We start from the raw sequence: 26530 nt of genomic DNA, 5'->3' as shown, positions 1-26530 counted from the left end.
TAAATTATTTTGAAATCGTTTAGAGTCCGGAAGCCCGCAGGTTCAGTGCGAGTCAGGAGGAGAAACCTCGGAATCGTGCCCAGGAAGGCGATGAAAGTTCTCTCCGGATGCTCCCAGGGGATCTACGTGTACGACTGCGTTTGACAGGTAATTCAGGCCGTGGAGCATCCTGTGTCTCACGTTTACCGCAATTTCATGCCCTTCCTTAACAGAGAGCCCTGATTCCACTGCGATATTGATTTCAGCATAAAGCCTGTGCCCTATCCAGCGTACCCTTACCTCCGTAATATCCTTGACCTCTTTTACCTGGCTTACTACCTGTCGGATATCATCAACAATTTGAGGATCAACCCCGTCCATCATGCGAGAAAAAACGGATTTGCCAGCTTCCCAGACTATACGAAGGATTGCAACTGTGATCAAGAGCCCGATTACAGGGTCTGCGAGTGGATACCCAAACCAGACGCCCAGAGCTCCGAAAAGCACGGCAAGGCTGGTAAACCCGTCTGCCCTCGCGTGGTATCCGTCGGCAATTAGGGCAGCGCTTCCTATTTCTTTTCCTACTTTTATCCTGAATTTTGCCACAAGTTCATTTCCCAGAAATCCAATAATTGAAGCTGCAGCCACAGCCCATAAATACTCTACAGGTTGGGGGGAAAGAAGCCTGTGAATCGATTCATAAGCTGCAACTGCTGCGCTTAGAAAAATAAGAAAAACGATTAGCAGCCCTGCGAGGTCTTCTGCCCTGCCGTAGCCGTAAGTAAAACTTTTGTTGGGTTTTTTTCTGGAGAGCAGGAAAGCAAAACCCAGGGGGATTGCAGTTGCCGCATCCCCGAAGTTATGAATCGTATCGGCAAGGAGGGCTACACTGCCCGAAACCCAGACGACAAGAATTTGAAGGAGCGCTGTTAGCATCAGGCCTGCAAAGGACCATTTTATCGCATATAGCCCTTTATCCGTGGAAAGAATTTCGGGATCCACCACTCCGTGAACATGGGAATATGAGTGCTCTTCTCCCGAATGCTCCGGTTCGTGTCCTGTCAGGCTCATATCTCCCTCTGCGCCTAAAACTCTTCAAAACCACTGGTCGAGGGTTTTCTGCCTTGCTCCTGAAGCTGCTTTAAGGCGTTCTGCAGCTTTTTCCACCCTGTCTGTGGAGAAGTCGTTCTCCTCGCAGAGGAATTTGATGAGTTTTTCGGAATCCGGTTTTGTCCATTTGATTTCGTAGTCTTCGGTAACTTCAGGATGGGTAAAAAGTTTCCTTATTCTGTCCAGACCTTCGATTTCCATATCTTTTTCCCGGAGCACGGCATGGATATCTCCATGCTTTTTTATCAGTTTGAGGGCGGTTTTGGGGCCCACTTTTTCCAGTCCTTTGTTATAGTCCGTACCCACGCAGATTGCAATATCGATTAACTGATCCCTATTTATCTCCAGAGCCCTGAGGGTTTCCTCAAGTTCGATCACTTCAAGTTCGACATCCACATAGACATTCTTTCCAGGGAGCTTGCGCTTTCCGGTGACAGCCATATTCCGGACAACTTTCGGGGCTCCAAAAAGAAAGGAATCATAGTCCTGTGAAGCAACATAGTCTGCGTCTTTCTTAAGAACCATGTGGGCAGCCTGTGCTTCTCCTTCACAGGGCGCCTGTATCCAGGGAATGCCCATTATTCCGAGGAGGTATTTTGAATCTTCAACTATTTCCTGGTCGACCCTGGAAGAAGCCTGAGCATACTTATAAGCAGCTTCAAGGTCCCCTTCTGCTTTTGCATTTTCCCATTTTTCCAGGGAAGTCTCCCTTACTTCTTTCCTCCGGCTCAGGGTTTCGGATTTCAGGTCAGGGGGCTTGCCATCAAAAATGAAAACAGGTTTGATACCAGCTTCAACCAGGCTTGCTGTCCTGTAGAGCAGCCCGGAAAGGTGAGAGGTCACTTTCCCTCTTGAATTAACCAGAGGACTTCCGTCCCTCTGGCGGATAATGCTCAAAAACTGGTGAAGGGTGTTAAATGCGTCAACTGCAACCACCCTGTTTGAGAGGTCAGAAAGCTCTATTTTCCTTTTTTGAAGCAGATCTCCTATATCCGTGCCCATATTTTTCCCTCCTGTGTATGAAATTCTTTTTTAGCCTCAGGCTTCATTACTTTTACTCTCTGGTTTAAACTCTTTTACTGCCTGCGGGAACTTACGATCCTCAGATAGTTTTAATCAGGGGATACCTGTTGCTCTTTACATTTTGCTCCCAGCATCTTGCTCTTGGTATCCTGTTCCTGGCATCTCGCTTCCGATACTTTATTTTCTGGATGATAGACTATGATAGACTTTATGTGTACCGAAGTTTTATGCCTGTTGCCAGATTAACGGCTTTTTTAGATGGAAGAGAATTAAAAAGGGAATTTTCAGGCAATTATTTCGGGAGAGAAATTTTCAGGAAATTCTTCATGGGAGGATTTTCAGGAAATTTATTCCAGGATGATCTCCGCAGGTTCGCTCATATTGAAGTTAAGGCGGTAATCTTCTGCATAGAGTGCGGTATAATAGGTCCCTTCAGGCAGAAAGTCATAGACAAAAGCCGTATTTTCGTCCACTCTAAGTCTGCCAAGTGTTGTCCAGTACTTAATGCCGGTTTCTCCGTAGATAGGGGCGTATGCAGTGATAATATCTCCGGGTTCAGGTTCAAGAACTTCTTTTGAGAACAGGATGTTTCCGTCGTCAAGGACTTCGTAGGGATTCATGTAAGCCCTGACAGTCCCGTTGAGAGTGTCAAGGTAAAGCTGAGTAAGACAGGATCTGAACTCCCCACCTCTTTGAAGCCCCAGTTCGACATTAAATATTCTGCCTCCATTCTCGCTTTCTCCTTCGCAGGCTGCATAAATAAGAGAGCTTTTCCCCGTTTTGGAGTTCTCTACAAAAATCCATTCCCCTTTCCAGGGAGGAAGGCTGTAGTTCGTGCCTCCCGAACAGGTAAGGGGCATTCTTCCTATGGGAATCGGGCCTTCCGGAGAAGCTATAAAGTAGACCTGGTCTACCGAAGCCAGCCCTGAATCGTCTTCTACTGAAAAGGCATCTCCGGATTTTGAAATGCCGGGTTCGGTAAAGTCCGCGCAGGTTTTCATGGCATAACCGTCAAGGAATTCCGACCATGCTTCTGAAATGGAAACCCTGCCGTAATACGTGGAGTAGCTACCCTGAGTCTGGGGCGAATATACGGCAACCCCGTATGCTTCAGGCATTGTGCCGTCCTGCCTTGAGTAGATAACAAAATCTTCAAGCGATTTTATGAGGGCATCAGATCTACCTGCAAGTTCCGGCATTTCCTCCCCGATTATCAGGGCAAAACTCTTCAGGTCCATTGAGATTTCAGAGCCTTTCTTCGGTTCGACTCCAAACTTCCGGGCTTTCGTAACAGATGCCCCAAGCCCGCAATACCCTTTTGAGTTCGAAAAGCTTGTCCACATATCCTCTGCAAGCCAATCTACGTTCCGCAATACCTCTTCGGTTTTGGAAAGATCAAGGAGAGAAAGGGTTCTTGGGGGCACATGTGAGGGGTTCTCCAGGTAGCTGTCAATAATATCCCTGCCTGTTTCTTCTGCAGAGGCTTCGGGAGACTCTGAGACGTACCCGATGAAAGCAACATAGTCCCAGCCGTGGGTGGGTTCGATTGACTCGGAGGCAAGCATGTAATCGGCATAAGGTTCAACTGTTCTTGCAAGCTCAAGGGTGGACATGAGGCAGGCATCAAAACCGATAAGGTCGAAATACATTCCTGAGGCTTCAAGGGCGTCGCTCAGTTCAGGCAGCTCCAGCCTGTCATACCCATTATTTTCGTCAAAGCAAAGTCCCCTGTAAGCATCTCCATGGTCCCAGAAAATAAGCAGGGTACTTTCACTCTCGTAGTTTTCCCGGATATACGAAAGAAAGGTTTCAAGCCCTGCGTCATCTCCCATGTTTGCATGGGGATATGCCCTCCTGTGGATTTCCTCATTGCCTATGACCCCATCTTCGCTGTCCTTTCTGAGGTCTTCAAGCTCTGCGATCGTCATACCTTCCCATCCCTCCGCAGCAGCTCCTCCGTAAGCTATGAGAATTTCAGTCTCATTTCCGTTCAGCATGGAGGCTCCATCAATAATTTCAAAGATATCCTTGCTGGCATACCCGTTTGAAGACTCAAGGTCGCTTCCGACCATATAAACCGCAACCACAGTAGATAACTGGCGTTTCGGAACATCGCTTTTGTATACTGTAGAATAGTTACTTTTGATTTCAGTCCCGCCACCGGGATTTTCAAAATCTGTTTCTTCTTTCAGACAGCCTCCGCTAAGTAGCAAAAAAAGAATTATCATAAAAATAATTGAAGCAACTTTTGCTTTCTGGAATTCCCCTCCCAAACTCAGCTCTCCGTGAATCCCAGTCCAAGCTATTCAGGAGAAAAGGAGAACATCTGAGAACCTCTATTTTTTGTCGGCATATGTCGAAGTCTGAGGATGTCAGGCGGTAAGATCAAGTCGGACATCAATTACAGAATCTTCATTTGCCTCTATTTTGGATATGGTTAGCAGATTTCCTTTCCTTTCCAGAAGCGTTGCCTTTGTGACCTGGACCTGGTGACCATCTATTTGTTTTTTGCTATTATTTTTGTGAATAACCAGAATCTTCTGGCCCATTTCGGCTCCTTCTCCTATTTTGGACACGATATTTCGTATGACCTGCTCAAAATCAGAATAAATCAAAATCTCCGACTTATTTGCAACCTTTTTGATGATGCCAATCGGTTCAAGATTGAGGTGCATATTAGCTTTCCTTCTTTACCTGTTTACACAAGGTAATCAATATACTAACTCTGGGTAATAATAACTTACGATGCACTATATCAATTTTAATATATTTATCTACTTTTAGGCTTCAGATATTCTCATCCACTACAGAATATCCGATATATAAACTTTGCTAAATCATGCTGCCTGCGTCCGAAATGTTCGGATGAGATATCATTTTATCTAAGGTTTAATAACATAAATTATTATGTATTTGCCTGAAAGTATTATCCACTCTAAACCAACTAAAATGCAAACCAGGACCTCTTTTACAAAACTTGTATATCAACTTTTCTTTCTAATTCTGTCTGTTTGTTTCAGGTTTTAAGCCGCAGAACAGTTAATTTGTATGAATCACACAAAGTGTCCGCCTAAAAAGATACTTTGAAATGAAAACGTTTGGGAGTTTTTATGGTGATCGTTGATTAACGATAAAAACCGTTTAAAAAGCGCCCTGATGAAAAAAAGGAAGAAATGGAACGAAATATGTTTGAAGGATTCCCGAAGAATAAAATAGGGTCTGAATACAAAGACAAAGATAAAACTGTGAAAAGATAAAGCCATGAAAAGAAAAAACAGGATAAGAGATAAAAAACATTTGATAGAAAGACGAAAATTGAGGGGAAAATAATATCGGAGAAACTCTCGTATTAAAAAAGTTAATCTAAATAAATAGGCATATATATCTATTTTAATGTTAATTCGTGGATTAAATGAGAAATATTATTTAAAAAGATTAAATTGGATTCTCAGAATTATTTAAAAAGATTAAATTGGATTCTCAGAATTATTTAAAAAGATTAAATTGGATTCTCAGAATTATTTAAAAAGATTAAATTGGATTCTCAGAATTATTTAAAAAGATTAAATTGGATTCTCAGAATTATTTAAAAAGATTAAATTGGATTCTCAGAATTATTTAAAAAGATTAAATTGGATTCTCAGAATTATTTAAAAAGATTAAATTGGATTCTCAGAATTATTTAAAAAGATTAAATTGGATTCTCAGAACTAAATCTAATAGGTTTAATATCCGATTTCCTTTTAAATAGAAAGTGTTCACAAGGCTGGTAGGGTCAGGAGGATAAACACGAAAAAAAGTACCAATTCTGATCACACAGAGTCGTCAAACATTCTCAGAACAGCAGATATTTCCCTTAATATTTCACTTTCTAAAAAATCAGGGTACAACTGGTATGAAAAAATGGGAAAGTAAATTCTGGGTAGCATCTGGACCTGAATAGTATGTAGATTTATATACATATTGATTCTAGACGATACAGATTTTAGATAATTTAGATTCCAGACAAATATGTAGATTCCAGATACTATCTGAATTCCGGGTAAAACCCAGATATTGGAAGAAATCTTGCCATATTTATGCCTGCAGGGAAAAATAAGATTGTGAGCAGAAATCAGTGGTATTTTCTGCGGTTGAATTCATATACTGCGTTATCAACTTTGCTTGAGAGCTCGTTCATCCTTTCTTCGATTTTTGTTTCCGAGCTTTCCATATTGACCCTGAGAGAACGGTCCCTTGCTTCTATTGTGTCTTCAAAGTCCTGAAGCTTGTTGTTAATTGAAATGAGCATAAGAGATAATGTCCCGGCCAGAATCATAATAGATAAGATAATTAAAGGGTCAATGAAAGGGTTTGTAGGTCTGTATGTAAACCTTCTAAGCCACTGGAAGGATAGAAGGAAAGATGACAGAACCATCACAACAAGGAATACTGTATCTCTGGTCTCCATTGTATACCTCTACGTACTTATGGAAATTCTCCTGATGCATTCATAAACTTCATGTAAAGCCACAAATTCCTCAATAACGGGCTGGAAATTATTAGATGGAGGTAATTCCATTAAAGTATTTACTGTTTTTCTATTTTTACCGCATTTCCATATTTACTAGCTTTTTATTTTTGCTTATTTTTTATACAGTTATTCTATATAATTTTTTGCATAAACTATTTATGTATCATTTGTCTCGAATTCATTTTTACTCCTGATATGTCAAATTTCCGTTCATTATCCTGAAGAGAATTGCCGTGACTCCTCTCTGGTAAACTAACAGGTGCATAAGACTTCTCTCAAAATGAAAATCATGAAAGTTGTAAGTCCAGACTAAGATCACAGAACAAATATGAGTATGGCGGGTAATTGGCAAATTGGATTATATCTTAAAGGGTATAAAAATTGAAGACAGAGGATAGAGTAAATATATAAAGGAATAGAAAAGGCATAGTGTCAAGAAATAAGGGAGTCCAGTACTTGAGTTCAAGCGAACATTCACTTAAAGATTATTTGCCGATTCTCTCCATGGCAGGGTTAATCCTGATAGTGCAGGTTCTCGCCCTTCTCCTATCAATGCCAATGGAAATCAATGATATGCAGGCTTTTGAAGATCCGACACAGGTTTCCAATTCGATTTACTATATCGTGATGATTCTGGTTTTTACGCTTTTTGTCCTGATAGCGATAAAGAAAAACATGAAATGGATTATCAGCTTGCTCATATACCTCGCCATAGTCAGTACTCTGTACTATGTATTTTTCGCGCTGTTTACCCTGATCCCTGCCCTCGCAGGGCTTGAAAACATAGCTTCGCTCCTGCTTTCGATAGGGTTGACGGTACTGCTTTACAAATATCCCGAATGGTATGTAATCGATCTTCTGGGAGTTTGCATAGCAGGCGGGGTCAGTGCCCTGATAGGAATTTCCCTTTCCATCATTCCTGTAGTTGTCCTTCTGATCTTGCTTGCGGTTTATGATGCCATCTCTGTGTATAAGACAAAACACATGATAGCCATGGCTGAAGGGGTCATGGACCTCAAACTGCCAATTCTTTTCATAATCCCAAAGCACTTGAACTATTCCTTCATCACGGAAGGCTTTAAAGAAGGGGAAAAACGTGAAGCCTTTTTCATGGGCCTCGGAGATGCAGTCATGCCCACCTTGCTAGTAGTTTCCGCAAATGTATTCCTCGAAAACGGAGGATTATCCTACCCTGTACTTGGGGCAATGCTGGGAACTCTTGTAGGGCACATCTTCCTGTCTATCCTGGTAATGAGGGGCAAGCCCCAGGCAGGGCTTCCGTTCCTGAATTCCGGAGCAATTATTGGGTTTTTTATCGGAGTCCTGTTCTCGGGAGCCTCAATCCTTTAAGAGGAACTGTAAAATGAAGTCTAATTTCCCTACTTCATTTATTTTTATAAATTTCGGTATCCCGTCTATTTTTCCGGGCTTTTACAAAGATTTTTTTATTTTATAGATTAATCAATTGACATGGCCAAACGAATCGCAGTGGTCTTTGACAGTGCCGGCACTCTTCTCCACATGTACAGAGTTGCAAAAGAACCAAGTACCGGGGACATTCTTGAAAACATAGAAAGCACTGCCATTGTCGCAAGAAAAAACGGTTGCGGCCTAGTAGCTCTCAATACCGAGAAAGAAATAATCCTGCGCTCAAGAAGGGATATGTTTTTATTTGAGTTTATAAAGGAACATGGAGTTTCAATAGGTATAAGCTGTTCAAAAGGAAAGTTTACTCTGGACATTGCCTTTGAGGTTATAAGAGGTTCTTCTCTCCTGATGGGAGACGTGCATGATGTGCTCGAGGCAGTTACATCCCGCTGCCCTGACAGCATTTATTTTGCGGCAGGTCTGATAGTGGATTCAAAAGCGAGAAAAATCCTCTACGTGCTCAGCACGGGAGGGCAGGTCTTCAGTAAGACATCGCAGACCATTCAGTTGCTTCATGCTATGGAGGTGGACATATACATAGCATCAGGGGACAGAATGTCTTCTCTTGTGCAACTTGCAGAATTCGTAAACATCCCTCTGGAAAGAGTCTTTGCTTTTGCAGATCCTTTTATGAAGGAGAAAGTTGTGTTTGAACTTAAAAGCAGGTATGAGAAAGTAGTTATGGTAGGGGATGGAATTAACGATATCCTGGCACTCAGGGCAGCAGATGTAGGGATAATGACTGTCCAGCAGGGGGATAAAAGACCCGAAGAACTCAGAGAAGCGGCGGATGTGGTGCTCAAAGATATAATAAAAGTTGTGGATGTGGTAAAAGGATTGCAATAAGTCAAAATCCTATAAATTTCCCTACGGATATTGGTTCTGGATGTTCACAGTGACAAAATAATGCGTTATGTTTATGTAATGTTTACTCTTATCTAGTTGTTGCCCAAATGTGTGAAATTTATTGTTTATGTTAATGCGGTACTCACTTTAAAGTAATTACTTTTCACTCTTGAGCCAATACAGGCAGGCGGGAGAAAGCCACCAGAATTTATTTGCAGCTCATAATTTGCGGAGGAAAATAAATGCCAGTATTTATTGAAGTTAAAAACCTAACTGTAGACTTTGACGGTCTCAAAGCCCTGAAAAATGTAAATTTAAGGATCAACGAAGGGGAAGTCGTTGGAATTCTGGGAAAAAGCGGATCAGGGAAAACAATCCTGATGCACGTGTTGCGCGGGACCGAATCTTTTGAGAATATCTCAGGCGAAGTAATCTATCATCTGGCCCGCTGTGAGAAATGTGGATATATAGAGCGTCCAAGCAAAATAGGCCAGAAATGTCCGGTCTGCGGGGAGACGCTTGAGGAGTTCGAAGCTGATTTCATAAAACTTTCACTTTACGACCCTATAAGAAAAGATATTGCCAAGCGCATTGCAATCATGCTCCAGAGGACCTTTGCCCTTTATGGGGATGAAAGAGTTCTGGTAAACGTCATAAACTCCCTGAATGAAATCGGGTATAAGGGAGAAGACGCCATGAAAAAGGCTGTTGAACTCCTCGAGGAGGTAAACCTGAGCCACCGTATGATGCACGTGGCAAGGGAACTTTCCGGTGGAGAAAAACAGAGGGTTGTGCTTGCAAGGCAGCTCGTAAGAAACCCCCTCCTTCTGTTAGCTGACGAGCCTACGGGTACACTTGACCCCATGACTGCAAAACTGGTTCACGAAGCCATTATAAACGCTGTTAAGAACTACAACATGAGCATGGTCCTGACCTCCCATTGGCCGGAAGTGATCGAGAAACTGGCAGACAAGGCAATCCTACTTGAAAATGGAGAAGTCGTTCAGGAAGGAGACCCGCTTGAGGTTTCTGCGATCTTCATGCAAAGTGTATCCATGGTCAGGCAGGAAAAGAACGTTCTGGTAGGAGAGCCCATTATCCGCGTAAGGGACCTCTCAAAGCGCTATATCTCAGTAGACCGGGGCGTGGTTAGAGCTGTTGACAAAATCTCTTTTGACGTGAAAGAAGGAGAGATTTTCGGGCTTGTAGGGATAAGCGGAGCAGGCAAAACCACAACCTCTAAAATCCTTATGGGAATTTTGCCCCCTACCTCAGGAGAAGTTGAAGTCCGTGTCGGAGACGAATGGGTGGACATGACAAAATTAGGGGTTGATAATAAAGGCAGAGCAACGAAATACATGGGATTCCTGCACCAGGAATACGGGCTTTATACCCATAGCTCTGTAATAGACAACCTTACGGAATCCATCAGTCTGGACCTCCCGTTCGAACTTGGGGTTCGAAAAGCCATAATTACTCTCAAGGCTGCAGGTTTTGAAGAAAATAAGGCAAAAGGTGTTCTGCCCAAAATGACCGATGAAATGAGTGAAGGGGAGAGGCATAGAATAGCACTTGCGCAGGTTCTGATCAAAGAGCCAAGGATCGTTATTATGGACGAACCTACAGGGACCATGGACCCCATTACCAAGGTGGCGGTTACAAACTCCATCCTCAAAGCCAGAGAAGAGATCGGAGAAACCTTTGTTGTCGTTTCCCATGACATGGATTTTGTAAATGAGATCTGCGACCGTGTTGCCCTCATGCGTGACGGAAAGATTGTGGAGATAGGCAGACCCGGTACCGTACTTGCTCAACTCACGGAAGAAGAAAGGATCAAAGCTGCAGAAGAAATATAAATATGCTCCCACCTCTTAGTATAGAAAATACTAAAATGAGGTGCAGATTACGAGTAATGAGATCAGCGTAGAGGTGAATGGGCAAAGTTATACTCTGCCCGCAGGCTCTACCCTTGGAGACGCCCTTGAAGTTTCCAGAGCCTCCTACATAGCCGGTACAGCAGTTGGAATTATTAAAAGAGCTGCTGAGAAGAGAACGGAAGAAATCACCGAATACGCTATCAAGACGCCCAGAGGGGAACTTAGGATAGAACTCAAAGATCCGGAATCTTCCTCCGGAAAACTATGGGCTGAACATTATAAAGAGTATGAAGGTACATATATCCACTGGGCAAGTCCTGAAGCTCTGGCTTTTGGACCTTTTGAAGCCGATATTAAGCCTTTTCATGAGACAGGGAGTTTTGAAGCATTTGATGTCGTGTTCGGAGCAGGAGGATTTGACCCCCATAATACTCATCTGATCATTTCAAGAAAAAGGCACGTTGCTGAGTATGGAGCTCCTGAAGATGGTGTTTTTGCAACAGTTGTAACCGGGAGAAATCTTATTTTCAGGCTTTCAAGAGAAGACCCCATCCTGAGCATAGAGCCTATTATAGAGTGGGAACAACTTGCAGAAAAAACCTGCACCACCGACCTTTCGACTATTCTTGAAGATGAAGACAGCGTATTTACTTATTTTGAGGTCGAACTTTCCAGAAACTCTCCCAAAGGAGCTGAGCATTTTTATGCCTTGACCCGCAAGGGAACTCTTTCCGTAGATGTGACAACCAGTTCTTTTATTTCGGATGACACCTTGAGAGAAGAACCTGTTCCTTACGAAAACTTTGAGCTGAGGAAAGAAGGTGCCATTTCTGTCAGAACCGTCGGATACGGGACAGGCAGGACATATATCTCCAGAGAAGAACGGCCTTCAAGCCTTGTGCATTCTATCGTTGGGCAGGTAATAACAGGTATCGAACTTATCAAACTTGCAGAAAAGGGACAGAAGCTGTCAGTAGAAAGCCTTCCTCCCCAGATAGTCTTGCTGGGTCACAGTTTTGAAGAGGTCGAACCCGTACTTACCGCCATAGGGATCGAACTGGTAAAGGAAGGGTACACGGAAGAAAATGCAGTAATCGTAAAGCAGGACCCTCCGACAACTCTTGAAATTCTCGGAGAGGCTAAAGTAACCGCTTACGGGGTCCCCAGGGAAAAACTCATCGAGGTCGAGCTTTACCCGGAGAGAGCCCCAAAATCTGTAGACTTTTTCCGTCACTCTCTCGAACTCAAGACAAAACCAGTTGGAAAACTGCCTGTCCATATGATATACGATAACACTTACCTCTTCAAGACAGAAAAAGAAGCTGTGAAATATAAAGAAGTCCTCCCCGAAAACACGCCTGCTGACACGGTACTTGCAGGGGAAATCGGGATTACAAATCAGGCCGCAAAGAGGATGGGAACCATAGGAGTAAGACTTGTAGACGATGATCTCTTCGGTCCTACCGGAGAAAAGTTTTCCTCAACGAACATTATCGGGCGGATACTTGAGCCCGAAAGGCTCATTGGCATCGAAGAAGGAGATGCGATATATGTAAGTGAAGTCGTGCGCAGGAAAACTGATGAACAGGAGAACTGATAACCCGAATATTTGAAATATACTGAATTATATAAAAAGAGATATAAATTAGTTGAATAATGTATGAGAAACTATTACATAAGCGAAATAATGTACCTGATACTTGAGCGGATTCACATGTTCGGATTTATCGCAGGTGAAGTCTCCCGAAGTTGAGGAGAGACAGAAGATGACAGAAATAAAACAAAATGAGGTTACAAAGTACATTGTAATCAGTTCGGATATAGTGCTGCCTGCGGATGCAGCTATGAAAATTTACGAGTCAGAGTATCCGGTCACCGTAAAGGAAACTTGCTTCGGGCTTATTGTAACAGGCCCGGAAAAGGACGTCCTTGCAGTGGTAGAAAAGATCCGGCAGCTGGACAAAAATCATATTTTTATAAAAGATAGGGGATTCCCTGCAGGCGATGAGAGACGCTGCCGAGCAACCAGGGGTGGTGGTCCGAGACCGGGATTCCATTTCCTCAGGGAAGAAGTGGGGATGCTCCCTGCCATAGGTGCTGCACTTGACGAACTGGACGCTAAGGAGCCCGTAAACGAAAAGCATGGGGAGAAACGCAGGCTTAAAGTCTCGGATCTGGAGAAAATTATCGAAGCGGAACTTTCGAGGTGAATTTTTTGGCAAAGGTTTTCATTTATCCTGTAAACAGTCTTATCCTGGCTGACCTGGTTGAGCGTTTCGGGCACAAACCCCTTACCATGATGAACCAGGTGCGAGAAAAAGTTACAAACATCAGCCTTGATTCGCCCCCTATTAATATCACTCCCGAAGACCCTAAAATAGGACTTCGTTACGCTGCAGTTGAAGTGCCTCCCGGAGTAAGAGGCAGGATGACCCTCATAGGCCCCCTTATCGAGGAAACCGAAGCTGCAATCATAGTTGAAAATCCACCTACAAACTTCGGCTGCGTGGGCTGTAACCGTACAAACGAACTGATGAAATATCTGGTTCGCTCAAAAGAGGTCCCTATTCTGGAAGTCAGGTATCCGGAATCGACTGAGGATGCACGGGATTTCGTAAACAAAATCGCAGCGTTTCTGAAGTCCCTGCCTACAGAAAATACCGGGGAAGATGAAAAGGTGGAAGAAAAAGAAACGATAGCAGAGGAGGGTGAAAAATGAGTGCCGATGAAATCGGAATTGTCAAGATTGCCCTTGTATCCTGCGGCTCTGAGTATTCAGGGGTTCAGCCCGAGTTTGAAGCGGCTGCAGCCAGAGTAAATGCAAAATTCATTTATCCCGAAATCGATGTCGCGTCCATAGATACAATAGGCAGGGATTTCGGGCTTGAAGTTGCAAGCGGAGACCTCAGGCTCATGATGGCAAGGGCAAAGGCCGTTGTTGAAGGCCTGACAAAAGTAGACGGGGTCTTTATCACTACCTGCTTCCGCTGTGCTGAAGGAGCTATTGTTAGAAACGAGGTCCGAAGATACATCCACAAGCACTCCGATGTCCCTGTAATCAGCTATTCATTTACTGAACGAACAAGTGCAGGCACCCTGCTTACCCGGCTTGAAGCCCTTACCACGGTTGCCAGGCGCAGGCATCTCCTTGCCAGGGAGGTCCAGGCAGGACTGACGGCCGGGATCGATTCGGGGTCAACCACCACAAAAGCGGTGATCATGAAAGACAATAAGATCATAGGAAAAGGCTGGGTACCCACAACAAAAGTCCTTGATAGTGCTGAAAAAGCCTACTCCCAGGCCCTTGAAGAAGCCGGGGTTTCCAGAGAAGAAATCCAGGCTCTGGGGACCACTGGATACGGGCGTTTCCTTATCGGGAACCATTTCAACGCCCAGCTTGTTCAGGAAGAAATTACCGTCAACTCAAAAGGAGCTGTCTACCTCGCAGACAAGCAAAAAGGCTCTGCAACGGTCATTGATATCGGAGGTATGGACAACAAGGCAATCTCGGTAGAAGACGGAATTCCAGGCATGTTCACAATGGGAGGAATTTGTGCCGGAGCTTCGGGGCGTTTCTTTGAAATGATCTCAAAGCGGCTCGGCGTGGATATTACGGAACTTGGGGCTCTTGCAGTCAAGGGTATGCAGGAAAATGTAAGCATGAACAGCTATTGCATAGTCTTCGGTATCCAGTCCCTTGTAAACTCCCTTGCCCGGGGGGCTACCCCTGAAGATGTCGCAGCTGCAGCCTGCTACAGTGTAGTAGAACAGATCTACGAGCAGCAGTTGCAGGAAGTGGATGTAAAAGAGCCACTGATCCTTGTAGGCGGGTCCTCCCTTATCGAAGGAGTCCCAAAAGCTCTTGGAGACCTTCTCAAGATTGACGTCCTCGTGCCGGCAAACTCCCACCTGATAGGGGCAGTAGGGGCAGCACTTCTTGCATCCGGCTACGTGGAGGAGTGAGGTAAAAATGGATTCGCTTGAGACCTTTGTTGTCGAGTCAGCAATTGAGTCGGAGCAGGAGTTTTACAGGAAGATTATCGAGGATAACCTTGCAAGTCTCAAGCTTGCCCCCGCAATCGGACGAATCAAGGTAGTGCTGAGACCTGAGGATTCACTTTTCCAGATGGCAATCATTCTCAGAGATGTTGGCACCAGGGTTACGACAATCGACATTGCTGATGTGGAAGCAAAACCTGTTGCCGGGGAAGTAATGATTTCTATCAAAAAAGAGCAGTACATTCCGGAACTGCTCGTGAAACTCTGGGAGCGTTACGGAAAAGCGAATATCAGCCAGCCGGACCGCTGGACAGTATCCGTAAGCACGGATAAACCGGCAGAGGAGGCGGCTTTTCTTAAGGAAATGATGGTTGCAGATCCCAGGCACAGGCTTCACGAAAACCTTGTGGAGTTTGCGATTCGTGCTACTCCGGAAGGTTTCAGGGTCCGCTATCATCTCTATAAAGGTAATCGGTTTGTTTTTGTGGCATCTGAGGAAGCATTGAAGCATGAATGGATCGAAGAAGCAGGAGCAATGCTCGAAGAACTGATGGAAGGAGGGAAAAAGTAAGATGGTTGTACTCCTACCCTATCTTTATACCGGCGGGGTCCATAAGCACGGGCTTTTGATCGAATTGATGGAAGACCTTGGAGGCTACATAATTCAGAAAGTAGTTACCGGGACGGAAGTCAATCTTATAATGCTTATCCCTGAAAAAGACCTTGATATTGTAAAAAAACTCGCTGGCGAATTGCTCGGAGTCCTGATAGAAGCCCCTCTTACAGGGGTGGAGATTGCAGTTGTTTCCCCTACCCTTGCTTCCCACCACCTCCCGCATTCGGCCTGTGATGTGGCAGAATACCTCCGCCACCCCGGAGCCAATACCAATATGATAGGGCTCGCCAGGGGAATGGGGCGCAGGGTTTCCCTCTCAATGGACTACGAAAGAAAGCTCATTAACGAACACGATATTGCGGTTTTCTCCTTCGGGTCTTTCAGTGACTGTATTACAAAAAAGAAGCCGAAACTCTTTGAAGGCATTGAGATCCCAATCGCGGTTACCGGAGGGCCTACTGAATTGAAAACCGAAGATGTCCCCGGGGCAGACCTCTATGTCGGAAATATCGGGAGAGTCTCTCACAGGTTAAGACGGACCGAGGAGATTGAAGCGCTCGATAAACTCAACGAAGGGGTTTCAAAGATTGCTTCGGATATTCGCAAGCAGCAGGCAAAAGACCCTCTTGCGGTACTTCCTGCACGGGTCATGAAAGAGATCGAAAACCAGGTTCCGGAAATCCAAAGAGTCCTCTCTCCTGCCCCTCTCACCCTTCAGCTTGATGGACTCAGAGTCAAACTACCGTACGATGAGTTCCATGAGAAAATTGAAAAGCTGGAGTTTGATGAAGGAGTCGTCCTTTCCGAGCTTGCAAATATTACCAGATCAAAAATGAAAAATTATATATTGATAAAAATCAAATCTAAGTCTGACGTTGGTTTTGCAATTTGACCCGGATTCTTGAGTTAAAATACAGCCACTTTACATTTTTACTGGGTTTGTGCCTCTTCACTCATCCTTTAAACTGTAAAGCTTTTCCCGGAAAACGGCGTCTGACTCGGTTTCTACTTTAATGTGTGTGGTGGTTTCTTATGGAACTTGAGGATATTGTGGAAGTTTTAAAAAATGACCCCGAGAAAGTCATCCCGGAACTTCTCGAGGATGTCCGGAAACAGTACGGGGAAGTGCCTTATATTATGAACTTTATGAAAGATCTCCCTGAGATCTTCATCCCGAAAACTATTTATGATAACTCCATCATGCGAGAGTTCAAAAATCTCGATCCGGAAACCGTGGAACTTATTTCCATAGGTGTAGCCTCTGCCCTCCGCTGTGGGCATTGCCTGAAAATGCATATAAGAATCGCAAAAAGAAAAGGCATCCCGAAAGAGAAAATATTTTCTGCAATAATGATAGGGGCTTCCCTGTCCAATGCAGCAGTACTTGCGGAAAGTACAAGGGCTCTTGCATCCGAATTCCCCGGGGATGAAAAGGGAAGCGAAGAAAACGAACATTGCTGTGATCCTGATTGCGAAGTATGCAATATCGCCGGAGCAAACATCAAATAAACAGCGTCAATTCAACAGCGTCAATTCAACAGCATCAATTCAACAGCATCAATTCAACAGCATCAAAATGCCGTAGATTGAACTTTTTCAGGCTCACTTCTTAAAATTTCATTTTAAATTTAATTTTTAAAAAATGTTTTTTAAACTCCAGTTCAAACTAAAAGTTATTTTACAGCCTAAATTCCGGTCCAACATATTATTAAAGTTCAGTGAGTTAATGTACTTATAATCTTAAAGCTTATTTTTTTGACAGATATTTTTCGGGCTTTAATTACGCGATTCATAAGGCTTTAACATGATTAGCAAATTTTATCGGATTCATAAGTCTTATCGAGGCTCATTAGTCTTTATGGAGATTTGTAAACTTTTATCGAGGCTCACCTATAACTAACAAAATATGCATGTACAGCAGTTTTACCTTGTATAAATCGTAACCGAATATAATCATAACTGAAAATAAATTAATTACCTATAATGGAGGTCCTTTTTCATTAATCGAAAAAATATTCCTGTAATCACTTTCTCTACTATCTTATTGCTGATGATATTATTTTTGTCCTCTCCGGCAGCCGGGGAAGATCAGGAGAAGATTCTTGACAAGCCCTGGGATCATTCCCCTATTACAGTGTACATCGACGACAGTAATACCCCTCTTCATTACAGCACCACCTACTATGAACAAATAGAAAAGGCTCTTGCATACTGGGAAAACGGGGGAAACGGTAATCTCGAGTACAGCCCTGTTTTTGAGGTTATCGACTCCGAAGACGCTGACATAAGAATAAGGTGGGTGGAGAACCTGGAAAATGTCGAAGGAGCCCCTTCGGGTGTAGCGGGCTATGCAAAGCCCAGCATTTCCGGAGACCGTTTCGAAGAAGTGGATATAGTCCTTGAGGTTGGAAACTACCAGGGCAGGGGCTGGCGGCAGTATGGGGACGCAACCATGTTCACCATTGCAAAGCACGAGCTCGGGCATGCCCTTGGGCTCGGGCACAGCAATGACCGGGGAGATATAATGTATCCCGAATATGAACTCCGGGATAATGTGAACCCCATTTTGCTGAGTAAATATGGACCCATTCTGCGGGTAGCAGGTTTGGTAGCCCTTGTAGTTCTCATCTTCCTTGGCATAAGCTGGCAGTACAGCCGGAGAAAACGAAAAAAACTTGAAGATAAATACTTCAAATGAGAGTTGAAACTGGGGCAGCAGATCAAACGGGCGGATCAGAAGGTTTTTTGTTTTCAAGAGCAAATCTTCTGAAAAAGTCCTTGAAATAAGCAGGAAGCGTTTCCATTTTGAGAATACTTTCCAGGGAGGTCCAGGCATATTCGATATGTTCAGAACTCAATTTAACTTCAGACATAACATATCCCCCATTAAAGACAATAGCAATAACTTTTTTTTTCGTGAGTTCGAAGGTTACCTCTCCCGCAATTTCTCCTGGAAATATTGAAATTCCGGTTTCCTCCCATACCTCACGTACAACTGCTTCTTTTAAAGTCTCCTTCAGGTTTACCTTTCCGCCTGGCAAATCCCATTTTCCGGGATTGGTGCGGGAGTTTTCCGAGCGTTTGAGCAGCAGGAATTCCCCTTTCTCATTCTGGACAAGGGCGTATACAGAAATGATATAAGGTTTCTCCAGATTCATGTAGTATTATCTAAGATTCCTCTGTCTTAAAGTCTGGCTTTTTCAGGATCTTCACAGTAAAGATCTGATTAAAATTTTCTTTTAATTGATGCTTTAAGGAAAATATTTCTATAGAGTGGTTAAAAACTTAAAGGAAAATGGTAATATCTCCGAAACAGATGAAAACGAATGGAAAAAGAATTATAATCTGAAATCCGGTTAAAATAAATAAGAAACCGGCTCAAAAAAGTAGAAAAAAGATGCATAAAAAGGGATTAATATGGCTGGCTGGACAGGAAAAACAGTATATGTGGATCTTAGCTCCGAAAAAGTTACCATCACCGGTACCGATGAAAAATTAATCCCCATGTACCTGGGGGGCAGGGGACTTGGCGTAAAGTTGCTTTCCGAGCTTTCAGATCCTGATATTGATCCTCTTGGACCTGAAAACCCTCTTATTTTCACTACCGGCCCGCTTACAGGCCTTGCTCCCATGGCTTCGGGTGCAGTCCTTACTTCGAAATCCCCTCTCACAGGCACAGTATTCAGCTGGAACACAGGCGGGGGCTTTGGGCGAGAACTGAAAAAAGCCGGAATCGATGCCCTGGTCATTAGTGGAAAAGCACAGAACCCTTCTTATGTGGAGCTAAGGGGAGATGAGATAAAAATTATGTATGCTGGCCAGCTCTGGGGAAAAAATACCGAAACATGTACTGAATCCTTGAAAAGTAAAGGAAGCGTAGCCTGCATAGGCAGGGCAGGAGAAAAAGAAGTTCTTATCTCTTCTTTTGTCCTTGATTCCGCTCACAGCGGAAGGGGGGGACTGGGAGCTGTTGCAGGCTCAAAGCTGCTGAAAGCTGTGGTTGTAAAGGGAGAAAAAGAACTTTTGCCTGCCAGGCTTGAAAAGTTCGAAGAGCTTGAAACAAAGATGCTAAAGCTTTTTGATGCAAATCCAGTGCTTTCCAAAGGGCTTGCAAACTATGGCACATCTGCGCTTGTAAAGCTTCTGGATTATATGGGGCTTATCCCCTGCAGAAACTTTTCCGGAAAGGGCACTCCTTTTGCAGACCTGTTCTCAGGAGAGTATATCAAAGCCAGCTTCGAGCTTGAGAGAGAAAACTGCCCTGCCTGTCCCCTGGGCTGCAAACGGAGGATAAAGAAAACCCGGCAGCTTCTTCCTGACTACGATTCTCTCTGGGCTTTCGGGTTCAACCTTGAAAACTCAGACTTTGATTCGGTACTCCGGGCAGACAGGATCTGTAAGGATTACGGGTTTGACCCTGTATCCGCCGGGTCCGTGCTTGGCGCCTGTGCAGAATTCCAATCCGGGAAAATAGAACCCAGGGAACTTGAAACCTTGCTTTTGGGAATCGGGGAAGGAAATGAACCGGGAAAAGGAGCCAGAAATTACCTCTCGGCCCGGAAGAGGGAAGACCTCAGTATGGATGTAAAGGGGCTCGAGCTGGGAGGATTTGACCCGAGGGGGATTAGAGGACAGGCCCTTGCTTATGCAACCTCCTGCCACGGCGGGGATTACCTTACAGCCTTTATGGTCGGTCCCGAAGTGCTTGGAAAGCCTCTGCTCCTTGACCGCCTCAGCCTTCGTGGAAAAGCCGGAATCTTACAGGTTTTTGAAAACCTGACTGCTGTGCTGGATTCTCTTGTACTCTGTTCGTTTTCGATTTTTGCCATCAATGAAGAGCTCTGTTCAGCTCTCCTGCGAGCGGGGGCAGGGCTGGAAATCGCTCCTGCGGAACTCCTTAAAGCAGGAGAAAGAATCTGGAACCTTGAGAGAATTTATAACCTGAAAGCAGGTTTTACACGGAAAGCTGATACCCTTCCGGAAAGGCTGTTTGAAGCTGGCAGCGAAGAGAGGGTGGATGGAATTCCCAGGCAGGAGTTTGAAACTGCTCTTCAGGAGTATTACCTTTATCGTGTCTGGGATCGAGAAGGGGTGCCTTCTCCGGAAAAACTGATGAAACTTGGACTCGACTGTTGGAAATAACCAAAAGCAGGCTTCGGACTTTTGAATGTACTGCAAATTCTCAGGAATGATGTTTCTTTAAGATTTATTAGTTCCCTTTAAGATTCCTTTGATATTCCTTTCAGGCTCTTTAAGATTCCTTTAGATTCCTTTTCAGGTCTTTTCCTGTTCTTTTAAATCGTCATATTTGATGTTTAATAAATAATATTTTCCTCAAATTAAGAGAAAATCGGCTCTTCGCTGTTTTGTATGGGTAATTTAATATAACGCAATTAAAATATAATTTAGTAATCACTTCTTTTATTCATATAATTGCAGGAGTTTGATCGACCATTTACAACGAACTTTTTCAGAAAGCTTTGAATATCGAAGATCCCTGGTACATTAAGGATATCGATTTTAATCCCGAATTAAAGCAACTTGATATTTGGATCGATTTTAAAAAAGGATCTAAATTTCCTTGCCCTAAATGTAGTGGTGCGAACTGTTCCATCCATGATACTATTGATAAAGTATGGCGTCACCTCAATTTCTTTGAATATAAGACCTATTTGCATTGCAGAGTTCCAAGAGTTAAATGTGATGACTGCGGAGTTCATCAAATCGAAGTTCCTTGGGCTCGTAAACAAAGTGGGTTTACTCTTCTTATGGATGCTATTATCATAACACTAGCACAAAGCATGCCAATATTAAAAGTAGCTATAATGCTTGATGAACACGATACAAGAATTTGGCGAGTCATAATCTATTATGTCAAGAAATCACGAGCAAAAGAGAACTTTTCAAAAGTTTCAAAAATTGGTATTGATGAAACTTCGTTTAAAAAAGGACATAAATACGTTACTATAGTAGCTGATATCGAAAAATCAAAGGTTATGTATGTTTGTGAAGGAAAAGACTCTTCGACTCTTACCAGATTTAATAAGGACTTAATAAATCATGGTGGGAAACCCACCATGATTCGATCCATTAGCTGTGATATGTCACCAGCCTTCATTAATGGAATTTCAAGTGAATTTCCAGATGCAAAAATTACGTTTGATAAGTTCCATGTAATGAAAATGATGAATGAAGCAGTTGATGAAGTTAGAAAACAGGAACAATCAACGATAAAAGAATTGAAGAATAGTAAGTACTTATGGCTCAAAAATGAAGGGAATTTGAGTGAAAAGCAAAAAGAAAGGTTTCTAGCTCTTAAGAATCAAAAACTGAAAACGGTAAGAGCATATAATGTAAAGTTAAGTCTTCAAGAGTTTTGGGATTCTAAAAATAGGAAAGAAGCTACACAATATCTCAAAAAATGGTATTTCTGGGCAACTCATAGCAGGATAACTCCAATAACTGAAGCAGCAAATACGGTCAAAAAGCATTGGGATGGGATATTGAATTATTTCGACTCAAAGATAACAAATGGAATCCTCGAAGGAATTAACAGTATTGTACAGTTGCAAAAAAGAAATGCAAGAGGATTTAAAAACATACAATATTTTATTAATATGATCTATCTAAAATTAGGAAAACTTAAATTTGGGTTACCCACATGAAATAGCGAAGAGCCAGAAAATCTCACTATTTCGGCAAATTCTCTCTGAAATTACGCTCGGAAAATCAAAATCTCGCATAAGCGTTATATACTGTAGGATAATTAATCGTATTAGTTCTCGACCTGTGAGGTTATACAGGTATTCAGGCAGTAACTACTTTCGAGCTTTTCTATGCAGCGCAGTTAAGCAAAGTATGGATGAACGGGTAGACAGGCTTAAAAATTAGAACAGCCTTCTTATACCACTTCTCCGGAATTTACCCTGAAAAATTCGGCAAATCCGGTATGACGTTTACAGCTTATATAGACATTTCTTAAAACGTATGGGAGAATCACTATGAAACAGCAGGTAGAAGTAAAGGATCTTAAAGAAGGGAAATACGTAATTATTGACGACGAAGCATGTGTTATAAAGAGCATTTCCAAGTCCAAGCCCGGGAAGCACGGCGCTGCAAAAGCAAGGGTTGAAGCTATCGGACTCTTTGACAACCAGAAGCGCTCCTACATCGGTTCCGTTGCAAACAAAATCTATGTCCCGATTGTGGAAAGAAAGAGTGCGCAGGTAATCTCAATTACCGGGGACATCGCCCAGCTTATGGATATGGGAGACTTCTCAACCTTTGAGATTGTAATCCCCGATGAATACAAAGACAAGGTAAAAGAGGGCGAAGAAGTTTCATATATCACAGCCCTCGGAAAGATCAAACTCGACATAAGGACATAAACCTTTTAACGGCAGTGAAAACTCAGGTCAATAACCTGAGTTCTTTTTTTAATAACTAATTTACATCAGGTCAGAGTATGTTTTTACCCAATTCCTTTATAGATGCTCTCGCAGACTATGAATCTGCACGCTATGTTATTTTCGGCGTACCTTTTGACAATACTTCCTCGTATCGTGCAGGTAGCCGCTGGGCTCCGGATGCGATGAGGCAGGTTTCCGCAAATTTTGAGAGTTATAACCCGACTTTCGACATTGACCTTGTGGACCTTCCGATTTATGATGCCGGAAACCTGGAAACCTCAGCTTCGGTTGACGAGACCTTAAGGGATCTTTATGAAGATGTAAAGGGCCTGCTGAACGACGGGAAGCTTCCCATCATGCTTGGAGGCGAACATTCCCTTACCTATTCTACGGTAAAGGCATGTGCCGAGTTTGCAGGAGATGATTTCGGAGTCCTTATCCTTGATGCCCACTTCGACCTCAGGCAGGAGTACAGGGGATTCAAACATAACCATGCCTGTGTGTCCAGGAACATTCTCGAGCAGGTCACGAAGAACCTCGTTTCCATAGGCATAAGGAGCGGCCCGGAAGAAGAATGGGTTTTTGCCAGGGAAAATAACCTGAAATACTACACGGCAGATGATGTTGAGTCAACAGGCATGGTCGAAGTCCTCAAAGAAGCAATTGAATGGCTGAACTGCAGCCAGCTCTACCTTTCCCTTGATATGGATGCAATAGACCCTGCTTATGCCCCGGGGCTCGGCACACCTGAACCGTTTGGTCTCAGTGCCCGGGACGTCAGGACTGCAATAAGGACACTTGCTCCTTTTTCAATGGCTTTTGACATTGTTGAAATTGCCCCCGAATACGATTCGGGACAGACAGCCATGCTCGGAGCAAAACTTATGAGGGAGTTCATTGCCTCCCATGCAAAAAGCTGCACTAAAATATAAGCTGCGTAGAATGTGAGTTTTAGAGCATAAACCTGGAAAATTATCTGGCTTTGCAAAACTCCTACAGTGGCTGGTTAGTAAAACGGTTGCTGTTAGTAAAGTGGTTGCTATTGGTAAAGCGGTTGCTATTGGTAAAGCGGTTGCTATTGGCAAACAGTTTCATCTTTTTGTAAAAATATGGTAGAAAAGGATGAAGTTTCCCATCCCGGGACTTCTCCAATTCGACAGCGTTTAATTCGACGGCGTTTAATTCGACAGCGTTTATTCTAAAAAGTGACTCTGTCACATTCTTTTATCTTTACTATGTACGCCCGCTTTCCGCAGATGTTTTTCAATTTTCAGGATTTTTCATGCTATAGTTTTTTCTAAAAACTACCCTGATTATTCAAACGTGCGTTTTTGAAATGTTCACACATTTCGATTTCGTGTCTCCATCGAAAGCTCCCAACTTCCATTTCATGAAGAGTCGGTTGAGAAAATAATTGCAGATTCTGAAGTTATTCTCCAAAAACGATGGCGAGAAATGTTATTCTCCAGGGAATATCTGCGGAATGTCAGATACACGCCAGATAGCTATGATCTTGTCTATTGTTATGTGCGTGTTTTTTCCGTTCTTTTCAAGAGTGAGCACATTGTCTGCGCAGGCTTCCACCTTTCCATTAAAAATGTCGGGATCTCCACAGTAGACATCCACAACTTCGCCGAGAAGATGCTCCACTATAAAAGACTGCATTCCTTGTACCTCGTGTATTTCATGTATCAAATTTCGATTCTGCTAAATCCAGATCAGTCCCATCTCGGGTACGAATTCTAAAAATACCTGACACCTAAGCAAAAACCTACCCAAGTAAAAAGCCCAGGCTAATTCATCAGTCCTGAGAGTCGTTCAGCTTTAACAGGGTTCAGAAAAAGACCATTAATGTCTTTTCTCTTCCCCCTTTTGTCCCCGTTTATACGCTCTTGAAATTAAGGTTTTAAACTTACTGAGCCCACAAGGCAATAATCTTGTCAATGGCTATATGTGTTAGTTTTCCTTCACTTTCGAGAGTGAGTACATTATCCGCACAGGCTTTTACGGTTCCCCTGAAAATATCTGGCCCACCACAGTAAACATCTATGGCACTTTCGAGGTAGTGCTCCACTATAAAAGATTGCATCATATTTGTTGACTCCTGCTGATATTCTTATTTCTGATAGCTGTTTTTTCTTGTCTATTATCTGTCTACCATTGCTTTAGATATATCGGTTGTCAAACCGAGATCCTGGAAACAGACATCTGTATTTAAGGTTGTCAAACCGAGACCCTGGAAACAGACATCTGTATTTAACTATCTGTTCATTCCTTATAAATTTATTTAAAAACTAATTTTGATTTTCCAGATGCGTTGGCTTTAAACCCCGGTTAAGAAAATTAACTTAAGTACTGAAATCTTAGTTCTTTGCAAGATCGCGGTTTTACCAAAAATAAAATCCTTATTATATGGTTTTTTCTTCAGGTTTATTTGCGTGGAAGAGCTCGGGAAAGCTAAGTTTAGCTGGGAAAAATATTATAATGTCTATTTTTGCGAAAAACAGGGTAAAAACTCAGTAAATACTTAAAAAAATAATTTTTACTGCTTTTCCTGAAAAACCGGAGTTTCTATGTACAAAAAAAGGTTATATATCTTTATTCTCTTGTTTTCTCTTCTGAGAGGTCTTTTTTCTCAGGTAAAGTCCTTCTCTGAATTCTGCAATTCTTTTATATGGTAATGAATTAAGGAATAAGCCCTTTTCAGGGCAGCTCTCATTTCTCGTTGCTCTCATAGAGAAAGATATCTTCAACGCTTGCTTTAAAGAGTCTGGAAAGCTTGAATGCAAGATCGAGAGAGGGATCATACTTTCCTTTCTCAATAGCATTTATCGTCTGCCTTGTTACTCCCACCTTTTCCGCAAGGTTTTCCTGGGTAAGGTCATGAATTGCCCTGTAAACTTTAATATTGTTCTTCATCTCAGCCCCCTTACTTTTTCTAAAGTAAATATGAAATCAGATGTATAGTATAAAAATTCCTTAACTTGGATACTCCGGAAATCCGGCCTGTTATCTTCAACCTCCGTATTCCCTGTTGTAATACATATAAAGCAAGCCATAAAGCGCAATAGCCGCACAACTTGCATATGCCATGAAAAAACCGAGATTTGTGTAGCCCGGATAAGTGTTCTTCATTGCTATAAGGGCTGCTCCTCCGACGGCAAAGCTGAAAACTACTACCTGGAAGGTAATATAGGAAGCTTTCTGGCTGACCTGGCGAACACGCTCATCTTCCACAACACCTTCCACTCTGCTTTTACATAGATATATAGCAGCTGCGCCTGCGAAGAAAATACATACTGCAAGCACCGGGTTTCCTATAGAATATGCAAAACTTAAAACTGCTCCCATAAACATTACAATCAGGAACAAAATTATCGTGAATTGATTCCTTTTCATTTGAATAATCTCCTCATATATTTTTCAGTTATAATTACCTCAATTCTGCGTAGTCTCTTTGTCAACTTTCAAAGACATAATGTAAATATATCTCTACAATATGTAATGTTTATTTTACATTGCGTGGAATAGTTGATACACTATTTATATGTGTCGGAACAAAGAATATTAAAAAATTCTAAAAAATCGGTTTCAAGTGTAAAATTCAGATTGCTGCCTTTATGCGTGTACAGTACTTTTTCATTGTCAGAATCTAGAATCTATTTTTTCAGGTCTTTTGACTTCATTTCAAGGAATGTATTTCTCTAGGGGAAAGGAAATTGAACCGTTT

25 protein-coding genes are annotated in these 26530 nt (G+C 42.8%); 15 read left to right on the top strand and 10 right to left on the bottom strand.

Translation table 11 applies throughout. The features are described 5' to 3' along the window. Positions 1-42 precede the first annotated feature (42 nt). The 5 genes from MA_RS20895 to MA_RS20875 form a co-directional block, all read right to left on the bottom strand. Complete coding sequence (locus MA_RS20895; RefSeq protein ID WP_011023900.1) at positions 43-1050, bottom strand: cation diffusion facilitator family transporter; 1008 nt, start codon at positions 1048-1050, stop codon at positions 43-45. Between the two features lie 24 nt (positions 1051-1074). After that, a complete protein-coding gene (gene fen / locus MA_RS20890; RefSeq protein WP_011023899.1) occupies positions 1075-2091 on the bottom strand; it encodes a flap endonuclease-1 in 1017 nt (338 codons plus the stop codon). Between the two features lie 368 nt (positions 2092-2459). Then, positions 2460-4385 (bottom strand): clostripain-related cysteine peptidase, encoded by a 1926-nt coding sequence (locus tag MA_RS24830; protein ID WP_011023898.1) that lies wholly within the window; start codon positions 4383-4385, stop codon positions 2460-2462. Positions 4386-4484: 99 nt separating this feature from the next. Further along, positions 4485-4787 carry a hypothetical protein gene (locus MA_RS20880; protein ID WP_011023897.1) on the bottom strand — a complete coding sequence of 101 codons (303 nt, stop codon included), beginning with the start codon at positions 4785-4787 and terminating at the stop codon, positions 4485-4487. 1439 nt (positions 4788-6226) lie between these two features. Beyond that, positions 6227-6562, bottom strand: coding sequence for a hypothetical protein (locus MA_RS20875; RefSeq protein WP_048065871.1), 336 nt, complete (start codon positions 6560-6562; stop codon positions 6227-6229). Positions 6563-7081: 519 nt separating this feature from the next. On the opposite strand from MA_RS20875, the gene MA_RS20870 reads away from it, so the two are divergent. The 11 genes from MA_RS20870 to MA_RS20820 all read left to right on the top strand — a co-directional run bounded on the left by MA_RS20870 (position 7082) and on the right by MA_RS20820 (position 18089). After that, a complete protein-coding gene (locus MA_RS20870; protein WP_048065870.1) occupies positions 7082-7975 on the top strand; it encodes a presenilin family intramembrane aspartyl protease PSH in 894 nt (297 codons plus the stop codon). Between the two features lie 120 nt (positions 7976-8095). After that, positions 8096-8899: an HAD family hydrolase gene (locus MA_RS20865; RefSeq protein WP_011023894.1), complete on the top strand. Its 804-nt coding sequence runs from the start codon at positions 8096-8098 to the stop codon at positions 8897-8899. A 242-nt stretch (positions 8900-9141) separates the two neighbouring features. Beyond that, on the top strand, positions 9142-10755 hold the full coding sequence (gene atwA / locus MA_RS20860; RefSeq protein WP_011023893.1) for a methyl coenzyme M reductase system, component A2: 1614 nt from the start codon (positions 9142-9144) through the stop codon (positions 10753-10755). Between the two features lie 40 nt (positions 10756-10795). Beyond that, positions 10796-12373, top strand: a complete 1578-nt coding sequence (locus MA_RS20855) for a methyl-coenzyme M reductase-associated protein Mmp3 (protein ID WP_011023892.1) — start codon at positions 10796-10798, stop codon at positions 12371-12373. 169 nt (positions 12374-12542) lie between these two features. After that, positions 12543-12986: a methanogenesis marker 6 protein gene (locus MA_RS20850; protein ID WP_048065869.1), complete on the top strand. Its 444-nt coding sequence runs from the start codon at positions 12543-12545 to the stop codon at positions 12984-12986. A gap of 5 nt (positions 12987-12991) precedes the next feature. Then, positions 12992-13495 (top strand): methanogenesis marker 5 protein, encoded by a 504-nt coding sequence (locus MA_RS20845; protein WP_048066559.1) that lies wholly within the window; start codon positions 12992-12994, stop codon positions 13493-13495. Then, positions 13492-14739: a methanogenesis marker 15 protein gene (locus MA_RS20840; protein WP_011023889.1), complete on the top strand. Its 1248-nt coding sequence runs from the start codon at positions 13492-13494 to the stop codon at positions 14737-14739. Before MA_RS20845 ends, MA_RS20840 begins: the two co-directional genes overlap by 4 nt. Before the next feature lie 7 nt (positions 14740-14746). Next, positions 14747-15346 carry a methanogenesis marker 17 protein gene (locus tag MA_RS20835; protein ID WP_011023888.1) on the top strand — a complete coding sequence of 200 codons (600 nt, stop codon included), beginning with the start codon at positions 14747-14749 and terminating at the stop codon, positions 15344-15346. 1 nt (position 15347) lies between these two features. Further along, entirely contained in the window at positions 15348-16283 is a 936-nt protein-coding gene (locus MA_RS20830; protein ID WP_011023887.1) for a methanogenesis marker 7 protein, read from the top strand. Between the two features lie 140 nt (positions 16284-16423). Next, a complete protein-coding gene (locus MA_RS20825) occupies positions 16424-16900 on the top strand; it encodes a carboxymuconolactone decarboxylase family protein (protein WP_048065868.1) in 477 nt (158 codons plus the stop codon). A gap of 541 nt (positions 16901-17441) precedes the next feature. Beyond that, a complete protein-coding gene (locus MA_RS20820) occupies positions 17442-18089 on the top strand; it encodes a matrixin family metalloprotease (RefSeq protein ID WP_048066558.1) in 648 nt (215 codons plus the stop codon). 22 nt (positions 18090-18111) lie between these two features. On the opposite strand, the gene MA_RS20815 is transcribed toward MA_RS20820, so the two are convergent. Next, positions 18112-18549 (bottom strand): NUDIX hydrolase, encoded by a 438-nt coding sequence (locus tag MA_RS20815; RefSeq protein WP_011023884.1) that lies wholly within the window; start codon positions 18547-18549, stop codon positions 18112-18114. 259 nt (positions 18550-18808) lie between these two features. Between MA_RS20815 and MA_RS20810 the strand changes: the two genes are divergently transcribed. The 4 genes from MA_RS20810 to speB all read left to right on the top strand — a co-directional run bounded on the left by MA_RS20810 (position 18809) and on the right by speB (position 23732). Further along, the gene (locus MA_RS20810) at positions 18809-20533 is read left to right on the top strand and encodes an aldehyde ferredoxin oxidoreductase family protein (protein WP_011023883.1); all 1725 of its coding nucleotides are present in this window, start codon (positions 18809-18811) and stop codon (positions 20531-20533) included. A 311-nt stretch (positions 20534-20844) separates the two neighbouring features. Further along, the gene (locus MA_RS20805) at positions 20845-22056 is read left to right on the top strand and encodes an ISL3-like element ISMac21 family transposase (protein WP_011022377.1); all 1212 of its coding nucleotides are present in this window, start codon (positions 20845-20847) and stop codon (positions 22054-22056) included. 336 nt (positions 22057-22392) lie between these two features. Then, positions 22393-22779 (top strand): translation initiation factor IF-5A, encoded by a 387-nt coding sequence (locus tag MA_RS20800; protein ID WP_011023881.1) that lies wholly within the window; start codon positions 22393-22395, stop codon positions 22777-22779. A 77-nt stretch (positions 22780-22856) separates the two neighbouring features. Then, positions 22857-23732, top strand: a complete 876-nt coding sequence (speB, locus tag MA_RS20795) for an agmatinase (protein WP_011023880.1) — start codon at positions 22857-22859, stop codon at positions 23730-23732. Between the two features lie 526 nt (positions 23733-24258). Here speB and MA_RS20790 read toward each other — a convergent pair. The 4 genes from MA_RS20790 to MA_RS20775 form a co-directional block, all read right to left on the bottom strand. Then, entirely contained in the window at positions 24259-24465 is a 207-nt protein-coding gene (locus MA_RS20790) for an MM0924 family protein (protein WP_048065867.1), read from the bottom strand. A 247-nt stretch (positions 24466-24712) separates the two neighbouring features. Then, positions 24713-24892: an MM0924 family protein gene (locus tag MA_RS20785; RefSeq protein ID WP_048065866.1), complete on the bottom strand. Its 180-nt coding sequence runs from the start codon at positions 24890-24892 to the stop codon at positions 24713-24715. Between the two features lie 623 nt (positions 24893-25515). Further along, a complete protein-coding gene (locus MA_RS20780) occupies positions 25516-25719 on the bottom strand; it encodes a helix-turn-helix transcriptional regulator (RefSeq protein ID WP_011023878.1) in 204 nt (67 codons plus the stop codon). A gap of 96 nt (positions 25720-25815) precedes the next feature. After that, positions 25816-26199 (bottom strand): DUF2178 domain-containing protein, encoded by a 384-nt coding sequence (locus MA_RS20775; RefSeq protein ID WP_011023877.1) that lies wholly within the window; start codon positions 26197-26199, stop codon positions 25816-25818. Positions 26200-26530 lie beyond the last annotated feature (331 nt).

It is taken from the genome of Methanosarcina acetivorans C2A (genome assembly GCF_000007345.1).
Classification (GTDB): Archaea; Halobacteriota; Methanosarcinia; order Methanosarcinales; family Methanosarcinaceae; genus Methanosarcina; species Methanosarcina acetivorans.
This window is presented reverse-complemented; position numbering and strand designations above follow the sequence as displayed.